The 23,456-nt window shown below is 72.0% G+C and carries 16 protein-coding genes and 1 tRNA gene; 14 read left to right on the forward strand and 3 right to left on the reverse strand.

Annotation, left to right across the window (positions count from 1 at the left end; genetic code table 11):
* Positions 1-2: 2 nt before the first annotated feature.
* From trpC to pyk, 7 genes are all read left to right on the forward strand, one after another.
* Positions 3-791: an indole-3-glycerol phosphate synthase TrpC gene (gene trpC / locus JSQ78_RS02310; RefSeq protein ID WP_211449094.1), complete on the forward strand. Its 789-nt coding sequence runs from the start codon at positions 3-5 to the stop codon at positions 789-791.
* Positions 788-2,008, forward strand: coding sequence for a tryptophan synthase subunit beta (trpB, locus tag JSQ78_RS02315; protein WP_211449096.1), 1,221 nt, complete (start codon positions 788-790; stop codon positions 2,006-2,008). Before trpC ends, trpB begins: the two co-directional genes overlap by 4 nt.
* Positions 2,005-2,826, forward strand: coding sequence for a tryptophan synthase subunit alpha (gene trpA, locus JSQ78_RS02320; protein WP_211449098.1), 822 nt, complete (start codon positions 2,005-2,007; stop codon positions 2,824-2,826). Before trpB ends, trpA begins: the two co-directional genes overlap by 4 nt.
* Positions 2,827-3,086: 260 nt before the next feature.
* Positions 3,087-3,992, forward strand: a complete 906-nt coding sequence (gene lgt, locus JSQ78_RS02325; RefSeq protein ID WP_211450460.1) for a prolipoprotein diacylglyceryl transferase — start codon at positions 3,087-3,089, stop codon at positions 3,990-3,992.
* A gap of 67 nt (positions 3,993-4,059) precedes the next feature.
* Complete coding sequence (gene gltB, locus JSQ78_RS02330) at positions 4,060-8,616, forward strand: glutamate synthase large subunit (RefSeq protein WP_502756129.1); 4,557 nt, start codon at positions 4,060-4,062, stop codon at positions 8,614-8,616.
* Entirely contained in the window at positions 8,609-10,063 is a 1,455-nt protein-coding gene (locus tag JSQ78_RS02335) for a glutamate synthase subunit beta (protein ID WP_211449099.1), read from the forward strand. Before gltB ends, JSQ78_RS02335 begins: the two co-directional genes overlap by 8 nt.
* A gap of 85 nt (positions 10,064-10,148) precedes the next feature.
* The gene (gene pyk / locus JSQ78_RS02340) at positions 10,149-11,642 is read left to right on the forward strand and encodes a pyruvate kinase (RefSeq protein WP_211449101.1); all 1,494 of its coding nucleotides are present in this window, start codon (positions 10,149-10,151) and stop codon (positions 11,640-11,642) included.
* Positions 11,643-11,696: 54 nt separating this feature from the next.
* On the opposite strand, the gene JSQ78_RS02345 is transcribed toward pyk, so the two are convergent.
* Positions 11,697-11,778 (reverse strand) — tRNA-Leu (locus tag JSQ78_RS02345).
* A gap of 49 nt (positions 11,779-11,827) precedes the next feature.
* On the opposite strand from JSQ78_RS02345, the gene JSQ78_RS02350 reads away from it, so the two are divergent.
* Positions 11,828-12,466: an ANTAR domain-containing response regulator gene (locus JSQ78_RS02350; protein ID WP_035254593.1), complete on the forward strand. Its 639-nt coding sequence runs from the start codon at positions 11,828-11,830 to the stop codon at positions 12,464-12,466.
* A gap of 259 nt (positions 12,467-12,725) precedes the next feature.
* Complete coding sequence (locus tag JSQ78_RS02355) at positions 12,726-13,616, forward strand: endonuclease domain-containing protein (protein WP_211449103.1); 891 nt, start codon at positions 12,726-12,728, stop codon at positions 13,614-13,616.
* 166 nt (positions 13,617-13,782) lie between these two features.
* On the opposite strand, the gene JSQ78_RS02360 is transcribed toward JSQ78_RS02355, so the two are convergent.
* On the reverse strand, positions 13,783-14,223 hold the full coding sequence (locus JSQ78_RS02360; RefSeq protein ID WP_502756130.1) for a PaaI family thioesterase: 441 nt from the start codon (positions 14,221-14,223) through the stop codon (positions 13,783-13,785).
* A gap of 76 nt (positions 14,224-14,299) precedes the next feature.
* Between JSQ78_RS02360 and polA the strand changes: the two genes are divergently transcribed.
* The 5 genes from polA (at position 14,300) to JSQ78_RS02385 (ending at position 22,788) form a co-directional block, all read left to right on the forward strand.
* Positions 14,300-16,921, forward strand: coding sequence for a DNA polymerase I (polA, locus tag JSQ78_RS02365; RefSeq protein ID WP_211450462.1), 2,622 nt, complete (start codon positions 14,300-14,302; stop codon positions 16,919-16,921).
* Positions 16,922-16,989: 68 nt separating this feature from the next.
* Complete coding sequence (locus JSQ78_RS02370) at positions 16,990-18,000, forward strand: LLM class F420-dependent oxidoreductase (protein ID WP_211449106.1); 1,011 nt, start codon at positions 16,990-16,992, stop codon at positions 17,998-18,000.
* Positions 18,001-18,016: 16 nt separating this feature from the next.
* Positions 18,017-19,708 carry a DUF885 domain-containing protein gene (locus JSQ78_RS02375; protein WP_211449108.1) on the forward strand — a complete coding sequence of 564 codons (1,692 nt, stop codon included), beginning with the start codon at positions 18,017-18,019 and terminating at the stop codon, positions 19,706-19,708.
* Positions 19,709-19,851: 143 nt separating this feature from the next.
* Positions 19,852-21,312: a 30S ribosomal protein S1 gene (rpsA, locus tag JSQ78_RS02380; protein WP_211449110.1), complete on the forward strand. Its 1,461-nt coding sequence runs from the start codon at positions 19,852-19,854 to the stop codon at positions 21,310-21,312.
* A gap of 96 nt (positions 21,313-21,408) precedes the next feature.
* Positions 21,409-22,788, forward strand: a complete 1,380-nt coding sequence (locus tag JSQ78_RS02385; RefSeq protein WP_211449112.1) for a serine hydrolase domain-containing protein — start codon at positions 21,409-21,411, stop codon at positions 22,786-22,788.
* On the opposite strand, the gene JSQ78_RS02390 is transcribed toward JSQ78_RS02385, so the two are convergent.
* The gene (locus JSQ78_RS02390; protein ID WP_211449114.1) at positions 22,785-23,408 is read right to left on the reverse strand and encodes a DUF4126 domain-containing protein; all 624 of its coding nucleotides are present in this window, start codon (positions 23,406-23,408) and stop codon (positions 22,785-22,787) included. The two genes, JSQ78_RS02385 and JSQ78_RS02390, sit on opposite strands and share 4 nt — an antisense overlap.
* Between the last annotated feature and the right edge of the window lie 48 nt (positions 23,409-23,456).

A 23,456-nucleotide genomic window follows, 5' to 3' on the forward strand; every position in this document is an offset into this window, starting at 1 on the left:
GCGTGCTCGACGCGCTCACCGCGGGCGCGCTCGAGGATGCTGCCCGGCGGCGCGATCAGCTGCCGGCCGATCGCCTGGAGGCGATCGCGCTGCAGTCGCGCACGCCCCTCGCCGCCGCATCCATCCTCAGCACGCCGAAGGCCGACTCGCCCGGGCCGCACATCATCGCCGAGGTGAAGCGCGCGAGCCCGTCGAAGGGGCCGCTCGCCGACATCCCCGAGCCCGCCGCCCTCGCTTCGAGCTACGCGGCCGGCGGGGCGAGCGCGATCAGCGTGCTCACCGAGGAGCGGCGCTTCCTCGGCAGCCTCGACGACCTGCGTGCGGTGCGCGAGGCCGTCTCGGTGCCCGTGCTGCGCAAGGACTTCATCGCCGACGAGTACCAGCTGCTCGAGGCGCGGGCGTTCGGCGCCGACATCGCGCTGCTCATCGTCGCCGCGCTCGAGCCCGCGCGGCTCGTGCAGCTGCACCGCTTCGCCACGGGGCTCGGGCTCTCGGTGCTCGTCGAGGTGCACGACGAGCGCGAGATCGACGCCGCCCTCGAGGCCGACGCGCGCATCCTCGGGGTCAACACGCGCGACCTCAAGACGTTCACGATGCACCCCGAGCGCTTCGCCGAGCTGCGCGAGCGCATCCCGGCCGGCACCGTCGCGGTCGCCGAGTCGGGCGTGCGCTCGGCCGCCGACGTCGCGCGCTACCGGCAGGACGGCGCGGATGCCGTGCTCGTCGGCGAGGCGCTCGTCACCGACGGCGACCCCGCGTCGCGCGTCCGAGAGTTCGGGAGGGCCGCATGACCCAGCACCAGACCCCGCTGCGGGAGCAGCACGGGCCGTGGTTCGGCGAGTTCGGGGGCGTGTTCATGCCCGAGCCGCTCATGGCCGCGATCGACGAGCTCGCCGCGTGCTACGAGGAGTGCAAGCGCGACCCCGAGTTCCAGGCCGAGTTCGCCGCCCTCTCGCGCGGCTACACCGGGCGCCCCTCGATGCTGACCGAGGCGAAGCGGCTCTCCGAGATCGCCGGCGCGCGCATCCTGCTCAAGCGCGAGGACCTCAACCACACCGGCAGCCACAAGATCAACAACGTGCTCGGTCAGGCGCTCGTCGCCCGCCGGCTCGGCAAGTCGCGCCTCATCGCAGAGACGGGCGCGGGCCAGCACGGCGTCGCGACCGCGACCGCCGCTGCGCTATTCGGCATGGAGTGCGTCGTCTACATGGGCGAGGTCGACACCGAGCGGCAAGCGCTCAACGTCGCGCGCATGCGGCTGCTCGGCGCGCAGGTCGTGCCCGTCAAGACCGGCTCCCGCACGCTCAAGGACGCGATCAACGAGGGCCTGCGCGACTGGGTCGCGAACGTCGACTCGACGCACTACCTCATGGGCACCGTCGCCGGTCCCCACCCGTTCCCCGAGATGGTGCGCGACTTCCACCGCGCGATCGGCGAGGAGGCGCGCGAGCAGACGATCGCGCTCACCGGCGCACTGCCCGACGCCGTGCTCGCGTGCGTCGGGGGCGGTTCGAACGCGATGGGCATCTTCCACGCCTTCCTCGACGACCCGGGCGTGCGCCTCATCGGCCTCGAGGCCGCGGGCGACGGCGCGGGCACCGAGCGCCACGCGCTCTCGATCGAGCGCGGTGCGCCGGGCCTGCTGCACGGCATGCGCACCTACCTGCTGCAGGACGACGACGGCCAGACGCTCGAGTCGCACTCGATCTCTGCCGGTCTCGACTACCCGGGCGTCGGTCCCGAGCACGCGTGGCTCCACGACCTCGGCCGCGCCGAGTACCAGCCGGTGAGCGATGCGGAGGCGATGGATGCGTTCCTCGCGCTCACGCGCGCCGAGGGCATCATCCCGGCCATCGAGTCGGCGCACGCGATCGCGGGCGCGATGCGGCTCGCGAAGGAGTCGCCCGGCTCGACGCTGCTCGTCTCGCTCTCGGGGCGCGGCGACAAGGACGTCGCGACCGCGGGCCGCTGGTTCGGCCTGCTCGACGAGGACGCGGGGCAGGCATGACCCGGATCTCCACCGCCGACGCCATCCGCGCGACCGGCGAGCGCGCGCTCATCGGCTACCTGCCGGTCGGCTTCCCCGACCTCGCGACGAGCGTCGAGGCGGCCGTCGCCATCGCCGAGGCCGGCTGCACCGCGATCGAGCTCGGCGTGCCCTACTCCGATCCCGCGATGGACGGCCCCGTCATCCAGGCAGCGACGCAAGCCGTGCTCGACCGCGGCTTCCGGCTCGACGAGCTCTTCGATGCGATCGAGGCGATCACCGCGCGCACGAGCGCGCCCGTGCTCGTCATGACGTACTGGAACCCGGTGCTGCGCTACGGCGTCGACCGCTTCGCCGAGCGCCTCGCCGCCGCCGGCGGCGCGGGCCTCATCACGCCCGACCTCACGCCCGAGAACGCGGCGGAGTGGCTCGCGGCCGCCGAGCGGCACGGGCTCGACCGCATCTTCCTCGCGGCGCCCTCGTCGTCCGACGCGCGGCTCGACGCCGCGATCTCGGCCTCGCGCGGCTTCGTCTACACCGTCTCGACGATGGGCACGACCGGCGCCCGCACCGACGTCGACCGGGCAGCTCGAGCGCTCTCGGAGCGCATCGCCGAGCGCGCCGCGGCGACCGGCGGCGAGGCGCTGCGGTGCGTCGGCCTCGGCATCTCGACCGCTGAGCAGGTGCGGGACGTGCTCGAGTACGCCGACGGCGCGATCGTCGGCTCCGCGCTCGTCCGCGCGCTCGACGAGGGCGGCGTCCCCGCCGTGCGCGCGCTCGCCGCCTCGCTCGCCGAAGGTACACTCGCACCGACCGAACGAAAGGGCGCGACCGCGTGACCGTCTTCCAGAGCATCCCGAGTCCCGCGCCCGAGTGGCAGCAGGTGCCGGTGGGCCAGTGGCTCGACGCGATCGGCGTCCTCGGCCTCGTCCAGGGCTCCATGACCGGCGCGGTCGTCTTCGGCATCGTGCTCGGCGTCGTGCTCGCGATCCTCGCGCTCGCCGGGATGCTCGTCACCGGTCGCCTCACGCGCCGCGACGCGGCCTGGACGGTCGTCGCCTCGCTCGCCTTCGCGCTCCTCATCACGTGGGTGCTGCGCATGGTCGGCCCCTCGTGGGGGATCCAGACCTACGCGCTGTGCATCCTCGCCGGCATCGTCGTCGCCGCGGTGCTCACCGGCTGGCGCCTGCACCAGCGCGGCGTCGAGGCGGGCTACGTCATCGACGTCGCCGTCTGGGCCGTGCTGCTCGGCATCGTCGCCGCTCGCGCCTTCCACGTCATCACGCATCCCGACGACTACTTCGGCCCCGGCCGCGACCCGCTCTCGGCGCTCTACATCTGGGAGGGCGGCATCGCGATCTTCGGCGCCCTCATCGGCGGCGCGATCGGCGTGTGGATCGGCTGCCGCCAGACGGGCCTGCGCTTCTCGACGTTCGCCGACGCGCTCGCGCCCGGCCTGCTGCTCGCGCAGGCCTTCGGCCGGCTCGGCAACTGGTTCAACCACGAGCTCTTCGGCCAGCCGACGTCGCTGCCGTGGGGCCTGGAGATCGAGGCGACGAACCCCGCCTACCCCGTCGGGCTCCCCGAGGGCGTGCTCTTCCACCCGACCTTCGCGTACGAGATCGTCTGGAACGTGCTCGGCGCCGCGCTGCTGCTGTGGCTCGACCGCAAACGCGACATCCAGTGGGGCCGCCTCATCGCGCTCTACCTCATCTGGTACGGCGTCGGCCGCTCGGTCTTCGAGACGATCCGCCTCGACCCCTCCGAGCTCTTCCTCGGCATCCGCACGAACGTCTGGATGGCGTTCCTCGCGATCGTCGTCGGCGTCGTCGTGTGGGTGGTGCAGTCGCGCCGCCACCCGGGCCTCGAGCCGTCCCCGTGGCAGCCCGGGCGCGAGCCCGGCACCGATCAGGTGCTAGATTCTGACGTCTACACCGAGACCCCCGAGTCCCGCACCCAGGACGAGGCGGCCCCAGCCGCAGAACCCGCGGCAGCACACCAGTAGGACTGCGCGCTCCCAGCGCGCGGCGGGCCGACGGCGTCCCGCTCCCGATCGCGAGAGCAGGAGCAGCATGCGATCAGTCAGCGAGCCCATTTCCTCGAGCTTCCAGGGCATGGCGGTGCCGGCGAAGGCCGGGATGTACGACCCGCGCCATGAGAAGGACTCGTGCGGCCTCGCCATGGTCGCCACCACGCGCGGCACGCCCGGGCACGACATCGTCGCGCTCGCGCTCGACGCGCTGCGCAACCTCGAGCACCGCGGCGCGGTCGGCTCCGACGCCGGCACGGGCGACGGCGCGGGCATCCTCACGCAGATGCCGGATGCGTTCCTGCGCGAGGTCGCGCCCTTCCCGCTCCCCGAGGCGGGCACCTACGCCGCGGGCCTCGCGTTCCTCCCGCTCGACGAGCGCGAGCGCGCCCGGGTCCGGGACGGCATCCGCGAGATCGCCGGGCAGGAGCGCCTCTCGGTGCTCGGCTGGCGCGAGGTGCCCACCGTGCCCGACGCGCTCGGCAAGCTCGCGCGCGCCGCTTGCCCCAAGATCGAGCAGCTCTTCGTCGCCGCGGCGGGCTCGCCGGTGTCGGGCATCGAGCTCGACCGGCTCACGTGGCGGCTGCGCAAGCGCATCGAGCGCGAGCTGGGGGAGTACCTCCCGTCGCTCTCGAGCCGCACGATCACCTACAAGGGGATGGTCACGACGCTCCAGCTCGAGCCGTTCTACCCCGACCTCTCCGACCCCCGCTTCGAGACGCGGCTCGCGATCGTCCACTCGCGCTACTCGACGAACACCTTCCCGTCGTGGCCGCTCGCGCAGCCGCTGCGGATGATCGCCCACAACGGCGAGATCAACACCGTCGAGGGCAACCGCAACTGGATGCGCGCGCGCGAGTCGCAGCTCGCCTCCGAGCTGCTCGGCGACCTGCGGCCCGTGCGGCCCATCATCACGCCGGGGATGAGCGACTCCGCCTCGTTCGACGAGGTGCTCGAGCTGCTGACGCTCGCCGGCAGGTCGCTCCCGCACGCGCTCATGATGATGGTGCCGCAGGCATGGGAGAACCAGCCCGACATGCCGCAGGAGCTGCGCGACTTCGCCGAGTACCACTCGCTCCTCATGGAGCCGTGGGACGGGCCCGCCGCGATCGCCTTCACCGACGGCTCGCTCGTCGGCGCGACCCTCGACCGCAACGGGCTGCGCCCGGGCCGCTGGCTCGAGACCGACGACGGGCTCTTCGTGCTCGCGAGCGAGACGGGCGTGCTGCCGATCGCGCCCGAGCGCGTCGTGCGCCGCGGCCGGCTCCAGCCGGGCCGGCTCTTCCTCGTCGACACCGAGGCGGGCCGCTTCGTGCCCGACGAGGAGGTCAAGGCCGAGCTCGCGGCGATGGAGCCGTGGGGCGAGTGGCTTGACTCGAGCCGCATCCACCTCGCCGACCTCCCCGAGCGCGAGCACGTCGCGCACACGGCCGCGTCGGTCACGCGTCGCCAGCGCACCTTCGGCTACACCGAGGAGGAGGTGCGGCTGCTCATCGGGCCGATGGCGAAGACGGGCGCCGAGCCGCTCGGCGCGATGGGGAGCGACACGCCCATCGCGGTGCTCGCGAAGCGGCCGCGGCTGCTGTTCGACTACTTCGCGCAGGCCTTCGCGCAAGTGACGAACCCGCCGCTCGACAGCCTGCGGGAGTCGATCGTGACGAGCACCTCGATGGGGCTCGGCCCGGTGCGCAACCTGCTCACCGCGACGCCCTCGCACGCGAGCCAGATCATCCTCGACTTCCCGGTGATCGACAACGACCAGCTCGCGAAGATCCGCTCGATCGACCGCACGCCCGGCTCGCGCCGTACGGTCGTCGTGAAGGGGCTCTACCGGGTCGACGGCGGTCCCGAGGCGATGGAGCAGCGCCTCGAGGAGCTCTGCCGCGAGGTCGACGAGGCGATCGCCGACGGCGCGCAGTTCATCGTGCTCTCCGACCGCGACTCGACCGACCAGCTCGCGCCCATCCCGACCCTGCTCATGACGAGCGCCGTCCACCACCACCTCATCGCCGCATCCACTCGCATGCGCGCCGGGATCGTCGTCGAGGCCGGCGACGTGCGCGAGGTGCATCACGTCGCGCTCCTCATCGGCTACGGCGCGAGCGCCGTCAACCCCTACCTCGCGATGGAGACGGCCGAGCAGCTCGCCCTCACGGGCCAGCTCGGCGCCGACGTCGACACCGCCGTGCGCAACCTCATCAAGGCGCTCGGCAAGGGCGTCATCAAGATCATGTCGAAGATGGGCATCTCGACCGTCGGCGCCTACGGCGGCGCGCAGGCGTTCGAGGCCGTCGGCCTGTCGCAAGAGCTCGTCGACCGCTTCTTCGTCGGCACCCACTCGCCGCTCGGCGGCGTCGGGCTCGACGTCATCGCCGAGGAGAACCGGCTCCGCCACCGGTCGGCCTATCCCGACGAGCGCGCCCCGCTCGCGCACGAGCGGCTCGCGACCGGCGGCGAGTACCAGTGGCGCCGCGACGGCGCCCCGCACCTGTTCAGCCCAGAGGCCGTCTTCAAGCTGCAGCACTCGACCCGCACGGGCCGCTTCGACGTCTTCGAGCAGTACACGCGGCTCGTCGACGAGCAGGCGGAGCAGCTCCAGACCCTCCGCGGCCTGCTCGCCCTCCGCCCGGCCGCCGAGCCGATCCCGATCGACGAGGTCGAGCCGGTCGCCGAGATCGTCAAGCGCTTCTCGACCGGAGCGATGAGCTACGGCTCGATCTCGGAGGAGGCGCACGAGACGCTCGCGATCGCGATGAACCGGCTCGGCGCGAAGTCGAACACCGGCGAGGGCGGCGAGGACGACGACCGGCTGCTCGACCCCGAGCGGCGCAGCGCGATCAAGCAGGTCGCCTCGGGCCGCTTCGGCGTCACGAGCATGTACCTCTCGCACGCCGACGACCTGCAGATCAAGATGGCGCAGGGCGCGAAGCCCGGCGAGGGCGGGCAGCTGCCGCCCGGCAAGGTCTACCCCTGGGTCGCGAGCACGCGGCACGCGACGCCGGGCGTCGGCCTCATCTCGCCCCCGCCCCACCACGACATCTACTCGATCGAGGACCTCAAGCAGCTCATCTTCGACCTCAAGCGCGCCAACCCGCGCGCTCGCGTGCACGTCAAGCTCGTGTCGCAATCGGGCATCGGCGCGGTCGCCGCGGGTGTCGTGAAGGCCAAGGCAGACGTCGTGCTCGTCTCCGGCCACGACGGCGGCACGGGTGCGAGCCCGCTCAACTCGCTCAAGCACGCGGGCACGCCGTGGGAGATCGGGCTCGCCGAGACGCAGCACACGCTCATGGTCAACGGCTTGCGCGAGCGGGTGAGCGTGCAGGTCGACGGGCAGCTGAAGACGGGGCGGGACGTCGTGATCGGCGCGCTGCTCGGCGCGGAGGAGTTCGGCTTCGCGACCGCTCCGCTCGTCGTCTCCGGCTGCATCATGATGCGCGTCTGCCACCTCGACACGTGCCCCGTCGGCGTCGCGACGCAGAATCCCGTGCTGCGCGAGCGCTTCACGGGCAAGCCGGAGTTCGTCGTGCAGTTCTTCGAGTTCATCGCGCAGCAAGTGCGCGAGCTGCTCGCCTCGCTCGGCCTCCGCAGCCTCGACGAGGCTGTCGGTCGCAGCGATCTGCTCGAGGTCGACCGCGCCGTGCGGCACTGGAAGGCCGACGGCCTCGACCTCGCGCCGGTGCTCGCGACGCCCACCGGCCTCGAGGGCGCGCCGCGCCGCACGACCGAGCAGGACCACGAGCTCGAGCAGCAGCTCGACTCGCGCTTGCTCGAGCAGCTCGAGCGGGCGCTCGAGGCGGGGGAGCGGCTCGAGCTCGAGCTCGAGATCGCCAACACCGACCGGGCGGTCGGCACGATGCTCGGCAACGCCGTGACGATGCACGCTGGCGCCGCCGGGCTCGAGCCAGGGAGCGTGACGCTGCGGATGCGCGGCTCGGCGGGCCAGTCGCTCGGTGCGTTCGTGCCGCGCGGCATCGCGCTGCACCTCGAGGGCGACGCGAACGACTACGTCGGGAAGGGCCTCTCCGGCGGACTCGTCACGGTCCGGCCCGAGCCCGGGGCCGCGCTCGTCGCCGAGCGCAACGTCATCGCCGGCAACGTCATCGGCTACGGCGCGACGAGCGGCGAGCTCTACCTCCGCGGCGTGGTCGGCGAGCGCTTCCTCGTCCGCAACTCCGGCGCGACGGCGGTGTGCGAAGGGGTCGGCGACCACGCGCTCGAGTACATGACGGGCGGCACCGCGGTCATCCTCGGGCCGACCGGCCGCAACCTCGGCGCCGGCATGTCCGGCGGCGTCGCGTACGTGCTCGACCTCGACGAGCGCCGCCTCAACCAGGAGTCGTTCCACCAGGGCGAGCTGCGCGTCGAGCCGCTCGCCGACGAGGACGAGATCGAGCTGCGGGCGATCCTCGCCCGGCACGTCGAGCTCACGGGCTCCGCGGTCGCCGAGCGGCTGCTCGGCGAGGACCTCGCGCGCGTCTCGAAGCTCGTGCCGCGCGACTGGGCGGCCGTGCGCACCATCCGACTCGACGCCGAGCGCCACGGCGTCGACCCGGACTCGGACAACATCTGGCGGCAGATCCTGGAGGTGACCGGTGGCTGACCCGCGCGGATTCCTGAAGGTGACGGAGCGGGAGCTGCCGAAGAAGCGCCCTGTGCCCGTCCGCATCCTCGACTGGCGCGAGATCGGCGAGCCCGGCGACAAGGCCGTGCTGCGCCGGCAGGCGAGCCGCTGCATGGACTGCGGCGTGCCCTTCTGCCACCAGGGCTGCCCGCTCGGCAACCTCATCCCCGAGTGGAACGACCTCACGTGGCGAGGCGAGGGCCGCGCGGCGAGCGACCGCCTGCACGCGACGAACAACTTCCCCGAGCTCACCGGTCGCTTGTGCCCCGCGCCGTGCGAGTCCTCGTGCGTGCTCGGCATCAACCAGCCCGCCGTGACGATCAAGTCGATCGAGCAGGCGATCGCCGACGAGGCGTTCGCGAACGGCTGGACCGAGCCGCACCCGCCGGCGCGCCTCACCGGCAAGACCGTCGCGGTGGTCGGCTCCGGTCCCGCGGGGCTCGCGGCCGCGCAGCAGCTCACGCGCGCGGGCCACACGGTCGTCGTGTACGAGCGCGACGACCGCATCGGCGGCCTGCTGCGCTACGGCATCCCCGACTTCAAGCTCGAGAAGCGCACGCTCGAGCCGCGCCTCGCGCAGATGCAGGCCGAGGGCACGCGCTTCCGCGCCGGCGTCGAGATCGGCCGCGAGCTCGGCTGGCAGGAGCTGCGCGAGCGCTTCGACGCCGTGCTCGTCGCGACCGGCGCGCCGGTCGCGCGCGAGCTCGACATCCCCGGCCGCCGCCTCGACGGCGTGCACCTCGCGATGGAGTACCTCGTGCAGCAGAACCGCGCCGTCGCCGGCACGGTGCCCGCCAACCAGATCTCGGCGCGCGGCAAGCACGTCGTCGTCCTCGGCGGCGGCGACACGGGCGCCGACTGCATCGGCACGGCGCACCGCCAGGGCGCGCTCTCGGTGACGAACCTCGCGATCGGCGTGCAGCCGCCGAGCGAGCGGCCCGAGCACCAGCCGTGGCCCGTGCACCCGAGCCTGTTCGAGGTCCAGTCGAGCCACGAGGAGGGCGGCGAGCGCGCCTACCTCGTCTCGACCGTCGAGCTGCTCGCGAACGCCGCGGGCGAAGTGCGGGCGCTCAAGGTCGCCGACACCGAGGTCGTCGACGGCGTGCGCCGCCCGAAGGCCGGCACCGAGCGCGAGATCCCCGCCGACCTCGTGCTGCTCGCGCTCGGCTTCACGGGGGCGGATGCGTCGATCGGCGAGGCGCTCGAGGTCCCGTTCGAGCGCGGCCTGCCCGTCCGCACACCCGACTTCGCGACCGACGTGCCCGGCGTGTTCGTCGCCGGCGACGCGGGACGGGGCGCATCCCTCATCGTGTGGGCGATCGCCGAGGGCCGCGCCGCGGCCGCGGCCGTCGATGCGCACCTCGAGGGGGAGTCGTCGCTGCCGGCGCCGGTGCGGGCGAGCGACCGGCCCTTCGCCATCGCCTGAGCCGCGCGCGCGCGGGCCTCTGAGAGGATGGAGGGGTCCGCGCCGATCCCACCCAGGCGGCACGAGCCACGGAAGCGAGAGACCTTTGAGACGAGCCAAGATCGTCGCGACGTTCGGGCCGGCACTTGCCGGCTATGAGATGACGAAGGCCGCGATCGCGGCCGGCATCGACGTCGCGCGCATGAACCTGAGCCACGGTGACCACAGCGTCCACGAGGAGGTGTACGCGAACATCCGGAGGGCATCCGACGAGCTCGGCAAGCCCGTCGGCATCCTGGTCGACCTCCAGGGGCCGAAGATCCGCCTCGGCAAGATCCCCGGCGGGCCGTTCGAGCTCCGCGAGGGCGAGCGGTTCACCATCACCACCGACGAGATCGAGGGCGACGGCCGGCGCGCCGGCACGACCTTCAAGGGCCTCCCGGCCGACGTGAGCCCCGGCGACCCGCTGCTCGTCGACGACGGGCGCATCGTGCTGCGCGCGGTCGAGGTCACCGACACCGAGGTCGTGACCGAGGTCGAGGTCGGCGGACCGGTGAGCAGCAACAAGGGCATCAACCTGCCCGGCGTCGCCGTCAACGTGCCCGCGATGAGCGAGAAGGACGAGGACGACCTGCGCTGGGCGCTGAACCTCGGCGCCGACATCATCGCGCTCTCGTTCGTGCGCGACGCGAAGGACATCGAGCGCGTGCACGCGATCATGGACGAGGAGGGCCGCCGGCTCCCCGTCGTCGCGAAGATCGAGAAGCCGCAAGCGGTGCAGAACCTGCCCGACATCATCGACGCGTTCGACGCGATCATGGTCGCGCGCGGCGACCTCGGCGTCGAGCTGCCGCTCGAGCAGGTGCCGCTCGTGCAGAAGCGCGCGATCGAGCTCTCGCGCCGCTGGGCGAAGCCCGTGATCGTCGCGACCCAGGTGCTCGAGTCGATGATCGAGAACCCCCGCCCGACGCGCGCCGAGGCGAGCGACTGCGCGAACGCGATCTTCGACGGGGCGGATGCGGTGATGCTCTCGGGCGAGACGAGCGTCGGCAAGCACGCGATCACCACGATCGAGACGATGGCCCGCATCGTCACGGCGGCGGAGGAGCACGGCCTCGGCCGCATCCCGCCGCTCGGCACGAAGCCGCGCACGCAGGGCGGCGCGATCACGCTCGCCGCGCTCGAGGTCGCCGAGTTCGTGGAGGCGGCGGCGATCGTCGTCTTCACCGAGTCCGGCGACTCCGCGCGGCGCATGGCGCGGCTGCGCACGGCGATCCCGACGTTCGGCTTCACGCCCGACCCCGAGATCGAGTCGCGCATGCAGATGATCTGGGGCATGCAGACGCACCTCGTCGACCGCGTGATGCACACCGACGACATGATCGCGCAGGTCGACGACGTGCTGATCGGCAAGCAGCTCGTGCCGGTCGGCAAGAAGGTCGTCGTGATCTCGGGCATGCCGCCGGGCATCTCCGGATCGACGAACGACATCCGCATCCACGTCGTCGGCGATGTGCACGCCGAGGCCGCGCCCGCGTACCACGGCAAGCGCCGCATCGAGGTGCACCACCAGTCGGCGCCGCACCCCGCAGAGGGCTGAGCCCGCGACGCTCGAGAGCCCGGTCGATCCTCGGATCGCCCGGGCTCTCGCTCGTGCCGGTGGTGGGACTCGAACCCACACTCCTCGCGGAAGCGCATTTTGAGTGCGCCGCGTCTGCCGATTCCGCCACACCGGCTCACGGCCCGGACGATCGCCGGGTCGCTGCGAACACTAGGCTAGTGGCCATGACCGACGACCTCTTCGCCGAGCCCATCATCGACCAGGCTCCTGCCGAGCACGCGACGACCGCGCGCACCGTGCTCGTCGCGGAGGACGAGTCGCTCATCCGCCTCGACATCGTCGAGACGCTGCAGGCCGCGGGCTTCGAGGTCATCGGCGAGGCGGGCGACGGCGAGCGCGCCGTCGAGCTCGCGACCGAGCTCGAGCCCGACCTCGTCGTCATGGACGTCAAGATGCCGAAGATGGACGGCATCAGCGCCGCTGAGAAGATCAGCGCCGCGAAGATCGCGCCCGTCGTGCTGCTCACGGCGTTCAGTCAGAAGGAGCTCGTCGAGCGGGCCGGCGAGGCGGGCGCGCTCGCCTACGTCGTGAAGCCGTTCACGCAGAACGACCTGCTGCCCGCGATCGAGATCGCGCTCGCGCGCTGGGACCAGATCCGCGCGCTCGAGAGCGAGGTCGCCGACCTCGCCGACCGCTTCGAGACGCGCAAGCTCGTCGACCGCGCGAAGGGCCTGCTGAACCAGCGCATGGGCCTCGCCGAGCCGGAGGCGTTCCGCTGGATCCAGAAGGCCTCGATGGACCGCCGCCTGACGATGGCCGAGGTCGCGCAGGCCGTCATCGAGCAGCTGAGCGCCAAGAAGTAGCCCCCACCCCCGCTGAGTGGCGCCTCCCGCCGCTGAGTGGCGCCTCCTGCACCTGAGTGGCGCCTCCTGCACCTGAGTGGCGCCTCCCGCAGGTCAGTGGCGCCTCCCGCACCTGAGTGGCGCCTCCCGCGCCTGAGTGGCGCCTTCCGCAGATCAGTGGCGCTCTCCGCGCCTCAGTGGCGCCGCGGGCATCCGCTCGTCCTGACGTTCTCCACAGCCGATCGCTGCGGGGGAGCAGCGGCGGCCGGGCGGCGTCAGGATGCTCGCCATGCGCAGTCCACATGGCTTCACGGTCCGAGACGGACTCGAGCGCGGGTACTCCGCTGCCGAGCTTCGCTCCATGGCGTTCACGGCTCCTGCGCGAGGCGCGCGGATCACGGCGGCGATCGGCGACGAGAGCCAAGCGCTCCTCGAAGCGGTTCGTGTCGTCGCGCAGGACGACCAGTTCTTCTCGCACACCACCGCCGCGCGCGTCCATGGCATCCCGTTGCCCACGCGCTTCGAGCGCGAAGCTCGGATACACCTCGCGTCTCCGACGGGCCGTTCCCGCATGCAGCGTCCCGGCGTGGTGGGTCATCGGCTCAAGTCGGAGGTCGAGGAGGTCGACGGGATGCGCGTCGAGGCGAGGGCTGACACGTTCGTGCACCTCGCGCCGCTGCTGAGCCTCGAGGAGCTGGTCACCGTTGGCGACTGGCTCGTGTCGACGAAGCGCCGCGATCCGCTGACCGTCGAAGACCTGACCAATGCGCTGCGGCGCTACCCGGGAGTGCGAGGGCTCCACCGCGCACGACAAGCGGTCGCCCTCGTGAGGGTCGGGTCAGAGTCGCCACGCGAGTCTCTGGTGCGTCTGCTGATCATGGGAGCGCTGCCGGAACCAACGCTGCAGCACGAGGTGTTCGACGCGACCGGCCTGTTCGTCGCTCGGCTCGACGCGAGCTGGCCGCACCTCAAGCTCGCCGTAGAGTACGACGGCGAGCACCACACGGATCCGGCCCAGCAGGAGCGAGACCGCATCCGCCGCGGGAAGCTGCGTGCGCTCGGCTGGCAGGTCGTCGTGGTGACGAAGGATGACCTGGAGGACGGCGGCGAGGCGATCCTGCGCGAGATCGTCGCGGCGCACCGGCGCCTGAGCTCGTGGACGGCGGCCTGAAGGGCCCGCGGTGCTATGCGGGAGGCGCCACTCACGTGCGGGAGGCGCCACTCACGTGCGGGAGGCGCCACTCACGTGCGGGAGGCGCCACTCACGTGCGGGAGGCGCCACTCACGTGCGGGAGGCGCCAACCGACCTCGGGCGGGGCTGGGGCGGGCGGGGCGGGTCAGCGGGTCTTGATGAAGTTCGTGATGCGGAGGGTCGAGGCTCGGCGGCCCTCGTCGTCGGTGCAGACGATCTCGTGCACCGTCATGGACCGCCCGAGGTGGACGGCCGTGCACTCGGCCGTCACCCATCCGCTCGTGATCGAGCGCGTGTGGGTCGCGTTGATGTCGGTGCCGACGGCGTAGCGGCCCTCGCCCGCGTGGATGTTCGCGCTCACCGAGCCGAGCGTCTCGGCGATGACGCAGTAGGCGCCGCCGTGCACGAAGCCCGCCGGCTGCCGGTTGCCCTCCGCCGGCATGCGCGCGATCGAGTGCTCGGCCGAGAGCTTGAGGAACTCGATCTGCATGCGCTCGGCGAGCTCCCCCCCCGGCCGCTGCTCGAGCCGCGCGAGCACCGCTCGCGTCGCCTCGTCGACCTCGTGCTCGATCGGCTCCTGGCTCACGCGCGCTCCTCGCTCGGCTGGGGTGTCGGCAGCCCCGGCTAGGCTGACTGCCGTGTCGGATCCGAAGCCTACCCTCATGGTCATCGACGGCCACTCCCTCGCGTTCCGGGCGTTCTTCGCCCTGCCGCTCGAGAACTTCGTCAACAGCGAAGGGCAGCACACGAACGCCATCCACGGCTTCCTGTCGATGCTGCTCAAGCTGCTGCAGGACCACCGGCCCACCCACCTCGCGGTCGCGTTCGACATCTCCCGGTTCTCGTTCCGCACCCGCGAGTACGCCGAGTACAAGGGCACGCGCGACGAGACGCCGAAGGAGTTCAAGGGCCAGGTGCCGCTGCTCGAGGAGGCGCTCCACGCGATGGGCGTGCGCACCCTCTCGAAGGAGGACTACGAGGCCGACGACATCCTCGCGACCCTCTCGGTGCAGGGCGCGAAGGCCGGCATGGACGTCTACGTCGTCTCGGGCGACCGCGACACGATCCAGCTCGTCAACGACGACGTGACGCTGCTCTACCCCTCGGTGCGCGGCGTCTCCGAGCTCAAGCGCTACACGCCCGAGACGGTGCGCGAGCGCTACGGCATCGAGCCGGCGCAGTACCCCGAGATCGCCGCGCTCGTCGGCGAGTCGAGCGACAACCTCATCGGCATCGACAAGGTCGGCGAGAAGACCGCCGTCAAGTGGATCACGCAGTACGGCACGGTCGAGAACCTGCTCGCGCACGCCGACGAGATCAAGGGCGTCGTCGGCAACAACCTGCGCGAGCAGCGCGAGCGCGCCGAGCGCAACCGCCGCCTCAACCAGCTGCTCACCGACGTCGACCTCGGCGTCGAGATCGACGAGCTCGCGCGCGGGCAGGTCGACGAGGCGAAGCTGCGCGAGGTGTTCCAGCGGCTGCAGTTCCGCACGCTGCTCGACCGCGTGCTCAAGCAGGAGGGCAGCGGCGACTCGGCCGCCCCGCTCGAGCCCGACGTGCAGGCGCCCGCGGTGCAGAAGCTCGTCGACGAGGAGCTCGACCTGTGGCTCTCGCGCGCGAAGGGCACGGTCGCCGTCTCGATCGCGCCCGACGGCGCCGGCGGCATCGCGGGCTTCGGCGTCGCGACCGAGGGCGCGAGCGCCTACGTGCCGTTCAAGGCCGGCACGGCCGACTACGACGGATTCGTCGAGTGGCTCGCGTCGGACGCCCCGAAGGCGCTCCACGACGTCAAGGCGTCCATCAAGGTCCTCGAGCGCGCGGGGCTCCGCCTCGGCGGGGCAGCGCACGACACGCGCGTCGCCGCGTGGCTGCAGACGCCCACCGCGCCGCCCAAGACCTTCGAGCTCGACTGGCAGACCGAGGCGCTGCTCGGCGCGACACTCCCGGCGCCCGACCCCAACCAGCTCGTGCCCGAGGTCGAGCCCGAGCAGCTCGGCACCGTCGCGTGGCTCACGGGCGAGCTCTCGCGCGCGCAGCGACCGCGCCTCGACCCCGGCACGCTCGGCGTGCTCGACGACATCGAGCTGCCGCTCATGCCGGTGCTCGTGCGCATGGAGCGCCAGGGCGTGCGCATGGATCGCGACGTGCTGCAGCGCATCCTCGACGAGATGCGGGCGAAGGCCGCGGGGCACGCCGAGGCCGCGTACGCCGAGATCGGCCACGAGGTCAACCTCGGCAGCCCCAAGCAGCTGCAGACGGTGCTGTTCGAAGAGCTCGACATGCCGAAGACGCGCGCGACGAAGACGGGCTACTCGACCGACGCGCAAGCGCTCGCCGACCTGCAGGAGACGAACCCGCACCCGTTCCTCGGGCTGCTGCTGCAGCACCGCGAGACGTCGAAGCTCGCGCAGATCATCGAGGGGCTGCTGCGCGCGATCCAGGACGACGGCCGCATCCGCACCCGCTACGACCAGACCGGCTCGGCCTCCGGCCGCCTCTCGTCGAACGACCCGAACCTGCAGAACATCCCGGTGCGCACGGAGGTGAGCCGCGAGATCCGCTCGGCGTTCGCGCACGGGCCCGAGTTCGAGACGATGCTCACCGCCGACTACTCGCAGATCGAGATGCGCATCATGGCGCACCTCTCGGGCGACGAGGGACTCATCGAGGCGTTCCTCTCGGGCGAGGACCTGCACCGCTTCGTCGGCAGCCGCATCTTCGGCGTCGACCCGAGCGAGGTCACGGCGCTGCAGCGCGTCAAGGTCAAGGCGATGAGCTACGGCCTCGCGTACGGGCTGAGCGCCTTCGGGCTCTCGAAGCAGCTGCGCATCTCGCAAGCCGAGGCGAAGCAGCTCATGCTCGACTACTTCCAGCGCTTCGGCGGCATCCGCGACTACCTCCGCGGCGTCGTGATGCAGGCGAAGGACGACGGCTACACGACCACGATCTTCGGCCGCCGCCGCCCGTTCCCCGACCTGACGTCGTCGAACCGCGTGTTGCGCGAGAACGCCGAGCGGCAGGCGCTCAACTCGCCCATCCAGGGCTCGGCCGCCGACATCATCAAGCGCGCGATGATCGCGATCGACCGCCGCATCGCCGACGAGGGGCTCGGCTCGCGCATGCTGCTGCAGGTGCACGACGAGCTCGTCTTCGAGGTCGCGACCGGCGAGCGCGAGGCGCTCGAGGCGATCGTCCGCGCCGAGATGGGCGGCGCGGCCGAGCTCTCGGTGCCGCTCGAGGTGCAGGTCGGCGTCGGCCCGAACTGGGACGCCGCCGCGCACTGAGCCGCGACCTCCGTGCCCGCCGGGCCCACCGCATCCGTCCCCCAGGGGCCGACGCCTAGGCTGTCGGCATGAACGACTCCGCGCTCCGGTTCGGCCTCTTCGTCCCGCAGGGATGGCGCCTCGACCTCGTCGGCATCGAGCCCGCCGAGCAGTGGGGGCGGATGCTCGAGGTCGCGGAGCGCGCGGACGCCGGCCCCTGGCACTCGGTGTGGGTCTACGACCACTTCCACACCACGCCGCAGCCGACCGATGAGGCGACGCACGAGGCGTGGACGCTCATGGCCGCGCTCGCCGCGAGCACGAGCCGCGTGCGGCTCGGCCAGATGTGCACGTGCATGGGGTACCGGAACCCCGCCTACCTCGCGAAGGTCGCCGCGACCGTCGACGTCATCTCCGGCGGCCGGCTCGAGTTCGGCATCGGCGCCGGCTGGTACGAGCACGAGTGGCGCGCCTACGGCTACGGCTTCCCGGGCGTTGGCGACCGCATCTCGGCGCTCCGCGACGGCGTGCAGATCATCCAGCGGCTGTGGGCCGAGGGTCGCGCGACGCTCGAGTCGGAGTCGTTCTCGGTCGACGGCGCCATCTGCCGGCCGCAGCCGCTGCAGATCGGGCGCGACGGCCGTCCCCGCATCCCCACCTGGATCGCGGGCGGCGGCGAGCAGCGCACGCTCCGCTACGCGGCGAAGTGGGCGGATGCGACGAACTTCGGCGGCTCGCCCGAGCAGTTCGCGCGCAAGCGCGACGTGCTGCTGCGCCACCTCGAGAAGGAGGGGCGCGACCCCGCCGAGGTGCGGCTGACCTCCAACCTCAACATCGTCGTGCGCGAGCGCGAGGCTGAAGCGCGCCGCGTCGTCGACGAGGTCAACGCGCGCGCCGACTCGGCGCTGCCCGCCGAGCACGCCGGCACGGGCTTCTCGGCGCGCGGCGCCGTCGTCGGCACGCCGCAGATGGTCGTCGACCACGTCGGGGCGCTCCGCGAAGCCGGCCTCGGCACGCTCATCGCCTACATGCCGGAGGTCGCGTTCGAGCAGGACGGCATCGAGCTCTTCGAGCGGGAGGTCATGACCGCCCTCCGCTGATGCGTAGGCTTGCGGCATGACTGACGAGAGAGTCGGCGCGACGTCGCGCCAGCAGACCGAGATCGACCGGATCGCGGAGGACTACGTCCACCGCGCTGCCGCCATGAACCCCGAGATCAACGTGTACGTGGGCCTCGAGGGCGACAACGCCGGCTACGGCGACTACTCGCCGAGCGGCCGCGACGCCGACGCCGCGCTCGCGCGCGAGGTGCTCGCCGCCCTCGAGGCCGCCGAGCCCGTCGACGACGTCGACTGGGTGACGAAGACCGACCTCTCGCGCGAGCTGCAGCTCGAGCTCGACGTGCACGACTCCGGCTGGGGCGACCGCGACCTCAACAACCTCGCGAGCCCGGCCTCGGGCATCCGCGACATCTTCGACCTCATGTCGACCGGCAGCGAGGACGACTGGTCGACGATCGCGCAGCGCTTGCGCAACGTGCCCGCCGCGATCGACGGCTACATCGCCTCGCTTCGCAACGGCATCGCCACCGGCAACACGCCCGCGGCGCGCCAGATCGACAACGTGCTCGAGCAGTTCACCGACTACGCGCCAGGCAAGGGCTTCTTCCACGACTTCGCCGCCTCCGCGAAGGCGGGGGACCGGGAGCTGCCCGCCTCGCTCCGCGACGACCTCGCGAAGGCCGCAGGCGAGGCGACCGAGGCGCACGCGCGGTTCGCGGAGTTCCTGCGCACCGAGCTCGCCGCATCCGCCAACCCCGTCGACGCCGTCGGCCGCGACTTCTACTCGCTCATGTCGCGCCGGTTCCTCGGCGCCGCCGTCGACCTCGACGAGACCTACGCGTGGGGCATCGAGGAGCTCGACCGGATGCGCACCGAGCAGGAGGCGATCGCGAACGAGATCCTCCCGGGCGCGACCGTGCAGGAGGCGATCGCGCACCTCGACCAGGACGCGAGCCGCAAGCTCCACGGCACCGACGCGCTCAAGGCGTGGATGCAGGAGACGAGCGACCGCGCGATCGAGGAGCTCGGCCGCACCCACTTCGACATCGCCGAGCCCATCAAGGCGCTCGAGTGCATGATCGCGCCGACGCAGACCGGCGGCATCTACTACACCGGTCCCGCCGACGACTTCTCGCGGCCGGGGCGGATGTGGTGGTCGGTGCCCGAGGGCGTCACCGAGTTCGACACGTGGCGCGAGCTCACGACCGTGTACCACGAGGGTGTGCCGGGCCACCACCTGCAGATCGCGCAGGCGACGTACAACCGCGCGCAGCTCAACCTGTGGCGCCGCGCGTTCGCCGGCACCTCGGGCCACGCCGAGGGCTGGGCGCTCTACGCGGAGCGGCTCATGGAGTCGCTCGGCTACCTCGACGACCCGGCCGACCGGCTCGGGATGCTCGACGGTCAGCGGATGCGCGCGGCGCGCGTCGTGCTCGACATCGGCGTGCACCTCGGCAAGCCGCGCCTCGACGGCACGGGCGAGTGGGACTTCGACTACGCCTTCGAGTTCATGAAGTCGAACGTCAACATGAACGAGCCGTTCGTGCGCTTCGAGGTCAACCGCTACTTCGGCTGGCCGGGCCAGGCGCCGTCCTACAAGATCGGCCAGCGCATCTTCGAGCAGATCCGGGATGCCGCGAAGGAGGCCGAGGGTGACGCGTTCGACCTCAAGCGCTTCCACACCCGAGTGCTCAACATCGGCGGCGTCGGCCTCGACACGCTGCGCGAGGCCGTGCTCCGCAGCTGAGCGCTGGAGCTCCGGTTGTCCGGGATGCCCATCCGCGTATAGGATTGCCGGGCCACTCGTGTGGCGCGCAATCAATCCGAACCGCTGGATGGGCATTCCCATGCCCACAGCCCGACAGACCCCCATAAGGCACCTTGAACTCTATGACCACTGCAACGACCACGGCTCCCAAGCAGGTCGCTGTGAACGACATCGGCTCGGCCGATGACTTCATGGCCGCCGTTGAGAAGACCCTGAAGTTCTTCAACGACGGCGACCTCATCGAGGGCACCGTCGTCAAGATCGACCGCGACGAGGTCCTCCTCGACGTCGGCTACAAGACTGAGGGCGTCATCCCCTCGCGCGAGCTCTCCATCAAGCACGACGTCGACCCCTCCGAGGTCGTCGAGGTCGGCGACACCGTCGAGGCGCTCGTCCTCCAGAAGGAGGACAAGGAGGGTCGCCTGATCCTCTCGAAGAAGCGCGCGCAGTACGAGCGCGCCTGGGGCGATGTCGAGCGCATCAAGGACGAGGACGGCGTCGTCACCGGCACGGTCATCGAGGTGGTCAAGGGCGGCCTCATCGTCGACATCGGCCTCCGTGGCTTCCTGCCGGCCTCGCTCATCGAGCTGCGCCGCGTCCGCGACCTCACGCCGTACCTCGGCCAGGAGATCGAGGCGAAGATCCTCGAGCTCGACAAGAACCGCAACAACGTCGTGCTCTCGCGCCGCGCGCTCCTCGAGGAGACGCAGTCGGCCTCGCGCGGCCAGTTCCTGCAGTCGCTCCAGAAGGGGCAGGTCCGCAAGGGCGTCGTCTCGTCGATCGTCAACTTCGGCGCGTTCGTCGACCTCGGCGGCGTCGACGGCCTCGTGCACGTCTCGGAGCTCTCGTGGAAGCACATCGAGCACGCCTCGGAGGTCGTGGAGGTGGGCCAGGAGGTCACCGTCGAGATCCTCACCGTCGAGCTCGACCGCGAGCGCGTCTCGCTGTCGCTCAAGGCGACGCAGGAGGACCCGTGGCAGATCTTCGCCCGCACGCACGCGATCGGTCAGGTCGCACCGGGCAAGGTCACGAAGCTCGTCACGTTCGGCGCGTTCGTGCGCGTCGCGGACGGCATCGAGGGCCTCGTGCACATCTCGGAGCTCTCGGCGAAGCACGTCGAGACGGCTGACCAGGTCGTCGCGGTCGGCGACGAGGTCTTCGTGAAGATCATCGACATCGACCTCGAGCGCCGCCGCATCTCGCTCTCGCTCAAGCAGGCGAACGAGGGCGTCGACCCCGACGGCACCGACTTCGACCCGGCGCTCTACGGCATGCTCGCCGAGTACGACGAGCAGGGCAACTACAAGTTCCCGGAGGGCTTCGACCCCGAGACGAACGAGTGGAAGGAAGGCTTCGAGTCGCAGCGCGAGGCCTGGGAGGCCGAGTACGCGGCCGCGCAGGCGCGCTGGGAGGCGCACAAGGCGCAGGTCGCGGCGGCCCGCGACGCCGAGCTCACCTCGAACGACGTGCCCTCGGGCGCATCGTCGTTCGGCGGCAGCTCCGACGACTCGGGCGCCGGCACCCTCGCCGACGACGAGGCGCTCGCCGCGCTCCGCGAGAAGCTCACCGGCTCCTCGGAGTAGTCACCACCACCGGTGCGGGCCGTGCCTTCGGGCGCGGCCCGCTCTGCGTTCCCCGGTTGCGACGCCCGGGTTGCGATCCGGTGGCAGGATCGAGGCATGCCCACCGACGACGCGATCACGCACGCCCTCGACTACGCCGACCGCTGGCTCGCCTACCGCCGCTGGCGGCTGCGGGTGCCGGGCGTGCAGCTCGCCGTGCGCATCGGCGGCGAGCTCGTGCTCGAGCGCGCGATCGGTGTCGCCGACGAGGCGACGGGCGAGCCGCTCACGAACGAGCACCGCTTCCGCATCGCCTCCCACTCGAAGGCGCTCGCGGCGATCGCCGCGATGCGGCTCGTCGACGACGGCGCCCTCCGGCTCGACGATCCGCTCGGCGCGCTCGTGCCGGCGCTCACCGGCACCGACGCCGCTGGGCTCACGGTGCGCGAGCTGCTCTCCCACGGGAGCGGCGCGACGCGCGATGGCGACGACGTCGCCTTCTGGCAGCTCGCCGACGACTTCCCGGATGCCGACCGGCTGCGTTCGATCGCGACGTCCGGCGTCGCTCGGCTCGACGCATCCGCCGAGTTCAAGTACTCCAACATCGGCTTCGGCCTGCTCGGCCTCGCGATCGAGGCGGTGACCGCGGAGCCCTACGCCGACGCGCTCGCGCGCCTCGTGCTCGCGCCGCTCGGGCTCGAGGCCACGAGCGCCGACATCGAGGGCGCTTCGCAGCCGCTCGCGACGGGGCACTCCGCGCTGCACTCGAGCGACGTGCGGGCGCCGCTCGGCAGCCCTTCCTCGCGCGCGCTCGCCGCCGCGACGGGCGCCGTCTCGACGGCGGCGGAGCTCTCGGATGCACTCCGCACGATCGCGGACGCCGACGACCGGCTGCTGAGCGGCACGGCACGACGGCGGATGCGGCAGCGCCAGTGGTCGACGTCGGGCCGCGACGGCGCGGTGGCGGGGTACGGCCTCGGGCTCATGCTGCGCGAGATCGACGGGCGCACGTGGCACGGCCACGGCGGGGCGTGGACGGGACAGGCGACGCGCACGCTCGTCGACGCCGAGCGCGACATCGTCGTGAGCGTGCTCGCGAACGCGATCGACGCGCCCGCCGAGGAGCTCGCCGTCGGCGTCGCCCGCATCGTCCAGGCTGCGCTCGAGCCCACGGCCGAGCTCGCGGACGACGACCTCACGCTGGCGCGCTCGTTCGAGGGGTCCTTCGCGAGCATCTGGGGCCGACTCGACGTCGTCGAGCTCGGCGGACGGTTGCTCGGCATCGCGCCGACGGCGGCCGATCCGCTCGCCTCGGTCGACGTGCTCACGCCGCGCGGCACCGGCCGCGTGGTGATCGCCGCCGCGACCGGCATGGGCTCCGGTCACGAGGAGGCGATCGCCGAGCGCGACGAGTCGGGCCGCGTGGTGCGCTGGCGCGGCGCGTGGCACCAGCACGCGGTCGACCCCGTGCCCGCCGAGGCGGGGACGACCGCTTAGTCGGCGCCGTGCCTGTCGGTCGCCGGCCGCAGATCGGCGTTCCGCCGGCGGCGGGCCGAGCGCCACAGCGACCAGCCGAAGAGCCACAGCAGGAGCAAGCCGAGCACGACGAGGATCGGGGCGACGATCGCGAGCAGCGAGAGCCCGATCGCGCTCACGTCCTCGACCGTCGAGATGACCGGCGCCGCCGCGCCCGCGGTCGCGACGTTCGCTGCCGGGCGCACCGCGGTCTTGCCGACGTGGACCGCGAGCGCGATGACCGCGCCGACGACGATGGGCACCCACTGGTTCGAGGCGAAGAACTCGGCGGGGTCGCTGACCGCGACGGTCGAGGCGGTCGAGGACGAGCCGAACACGAGGCCGCCCGCGGCCGGGCGCACGAGCGACTGCAGCACGTCGTTCACGCTGTCGACGGCCGGCACCTTGTCGGCGACGACCTCGACGACGAGCAGCACCGCGACGATGCCGATCACCCACCAGCTCGAGAGCCACGCCCAGCCCTCGGGGAGCGCGAGCAGGCCGGGGAAGAGCCGATCGGCGACCCCGACGACGAGCAGGGGGATGTACGCGTTCATGCCCGCGGCCGCGGCGAGCCCGGCACCGGTCAGGGCCTCCAGCACGATCCCTCCTCCCGCGGCGAGGGGCCGCTCGCGCCGATCGTAGCCCGC

The sequence above is a fragment of the Agrococcus sp. Marseille-Q4369 genome, from assembly GCF_018308945.1.
GTDB lineage: Bacteria > Actinomycetota > Actinomycetes > Actinomycetales > Microbacteriaceae > Agrococcus.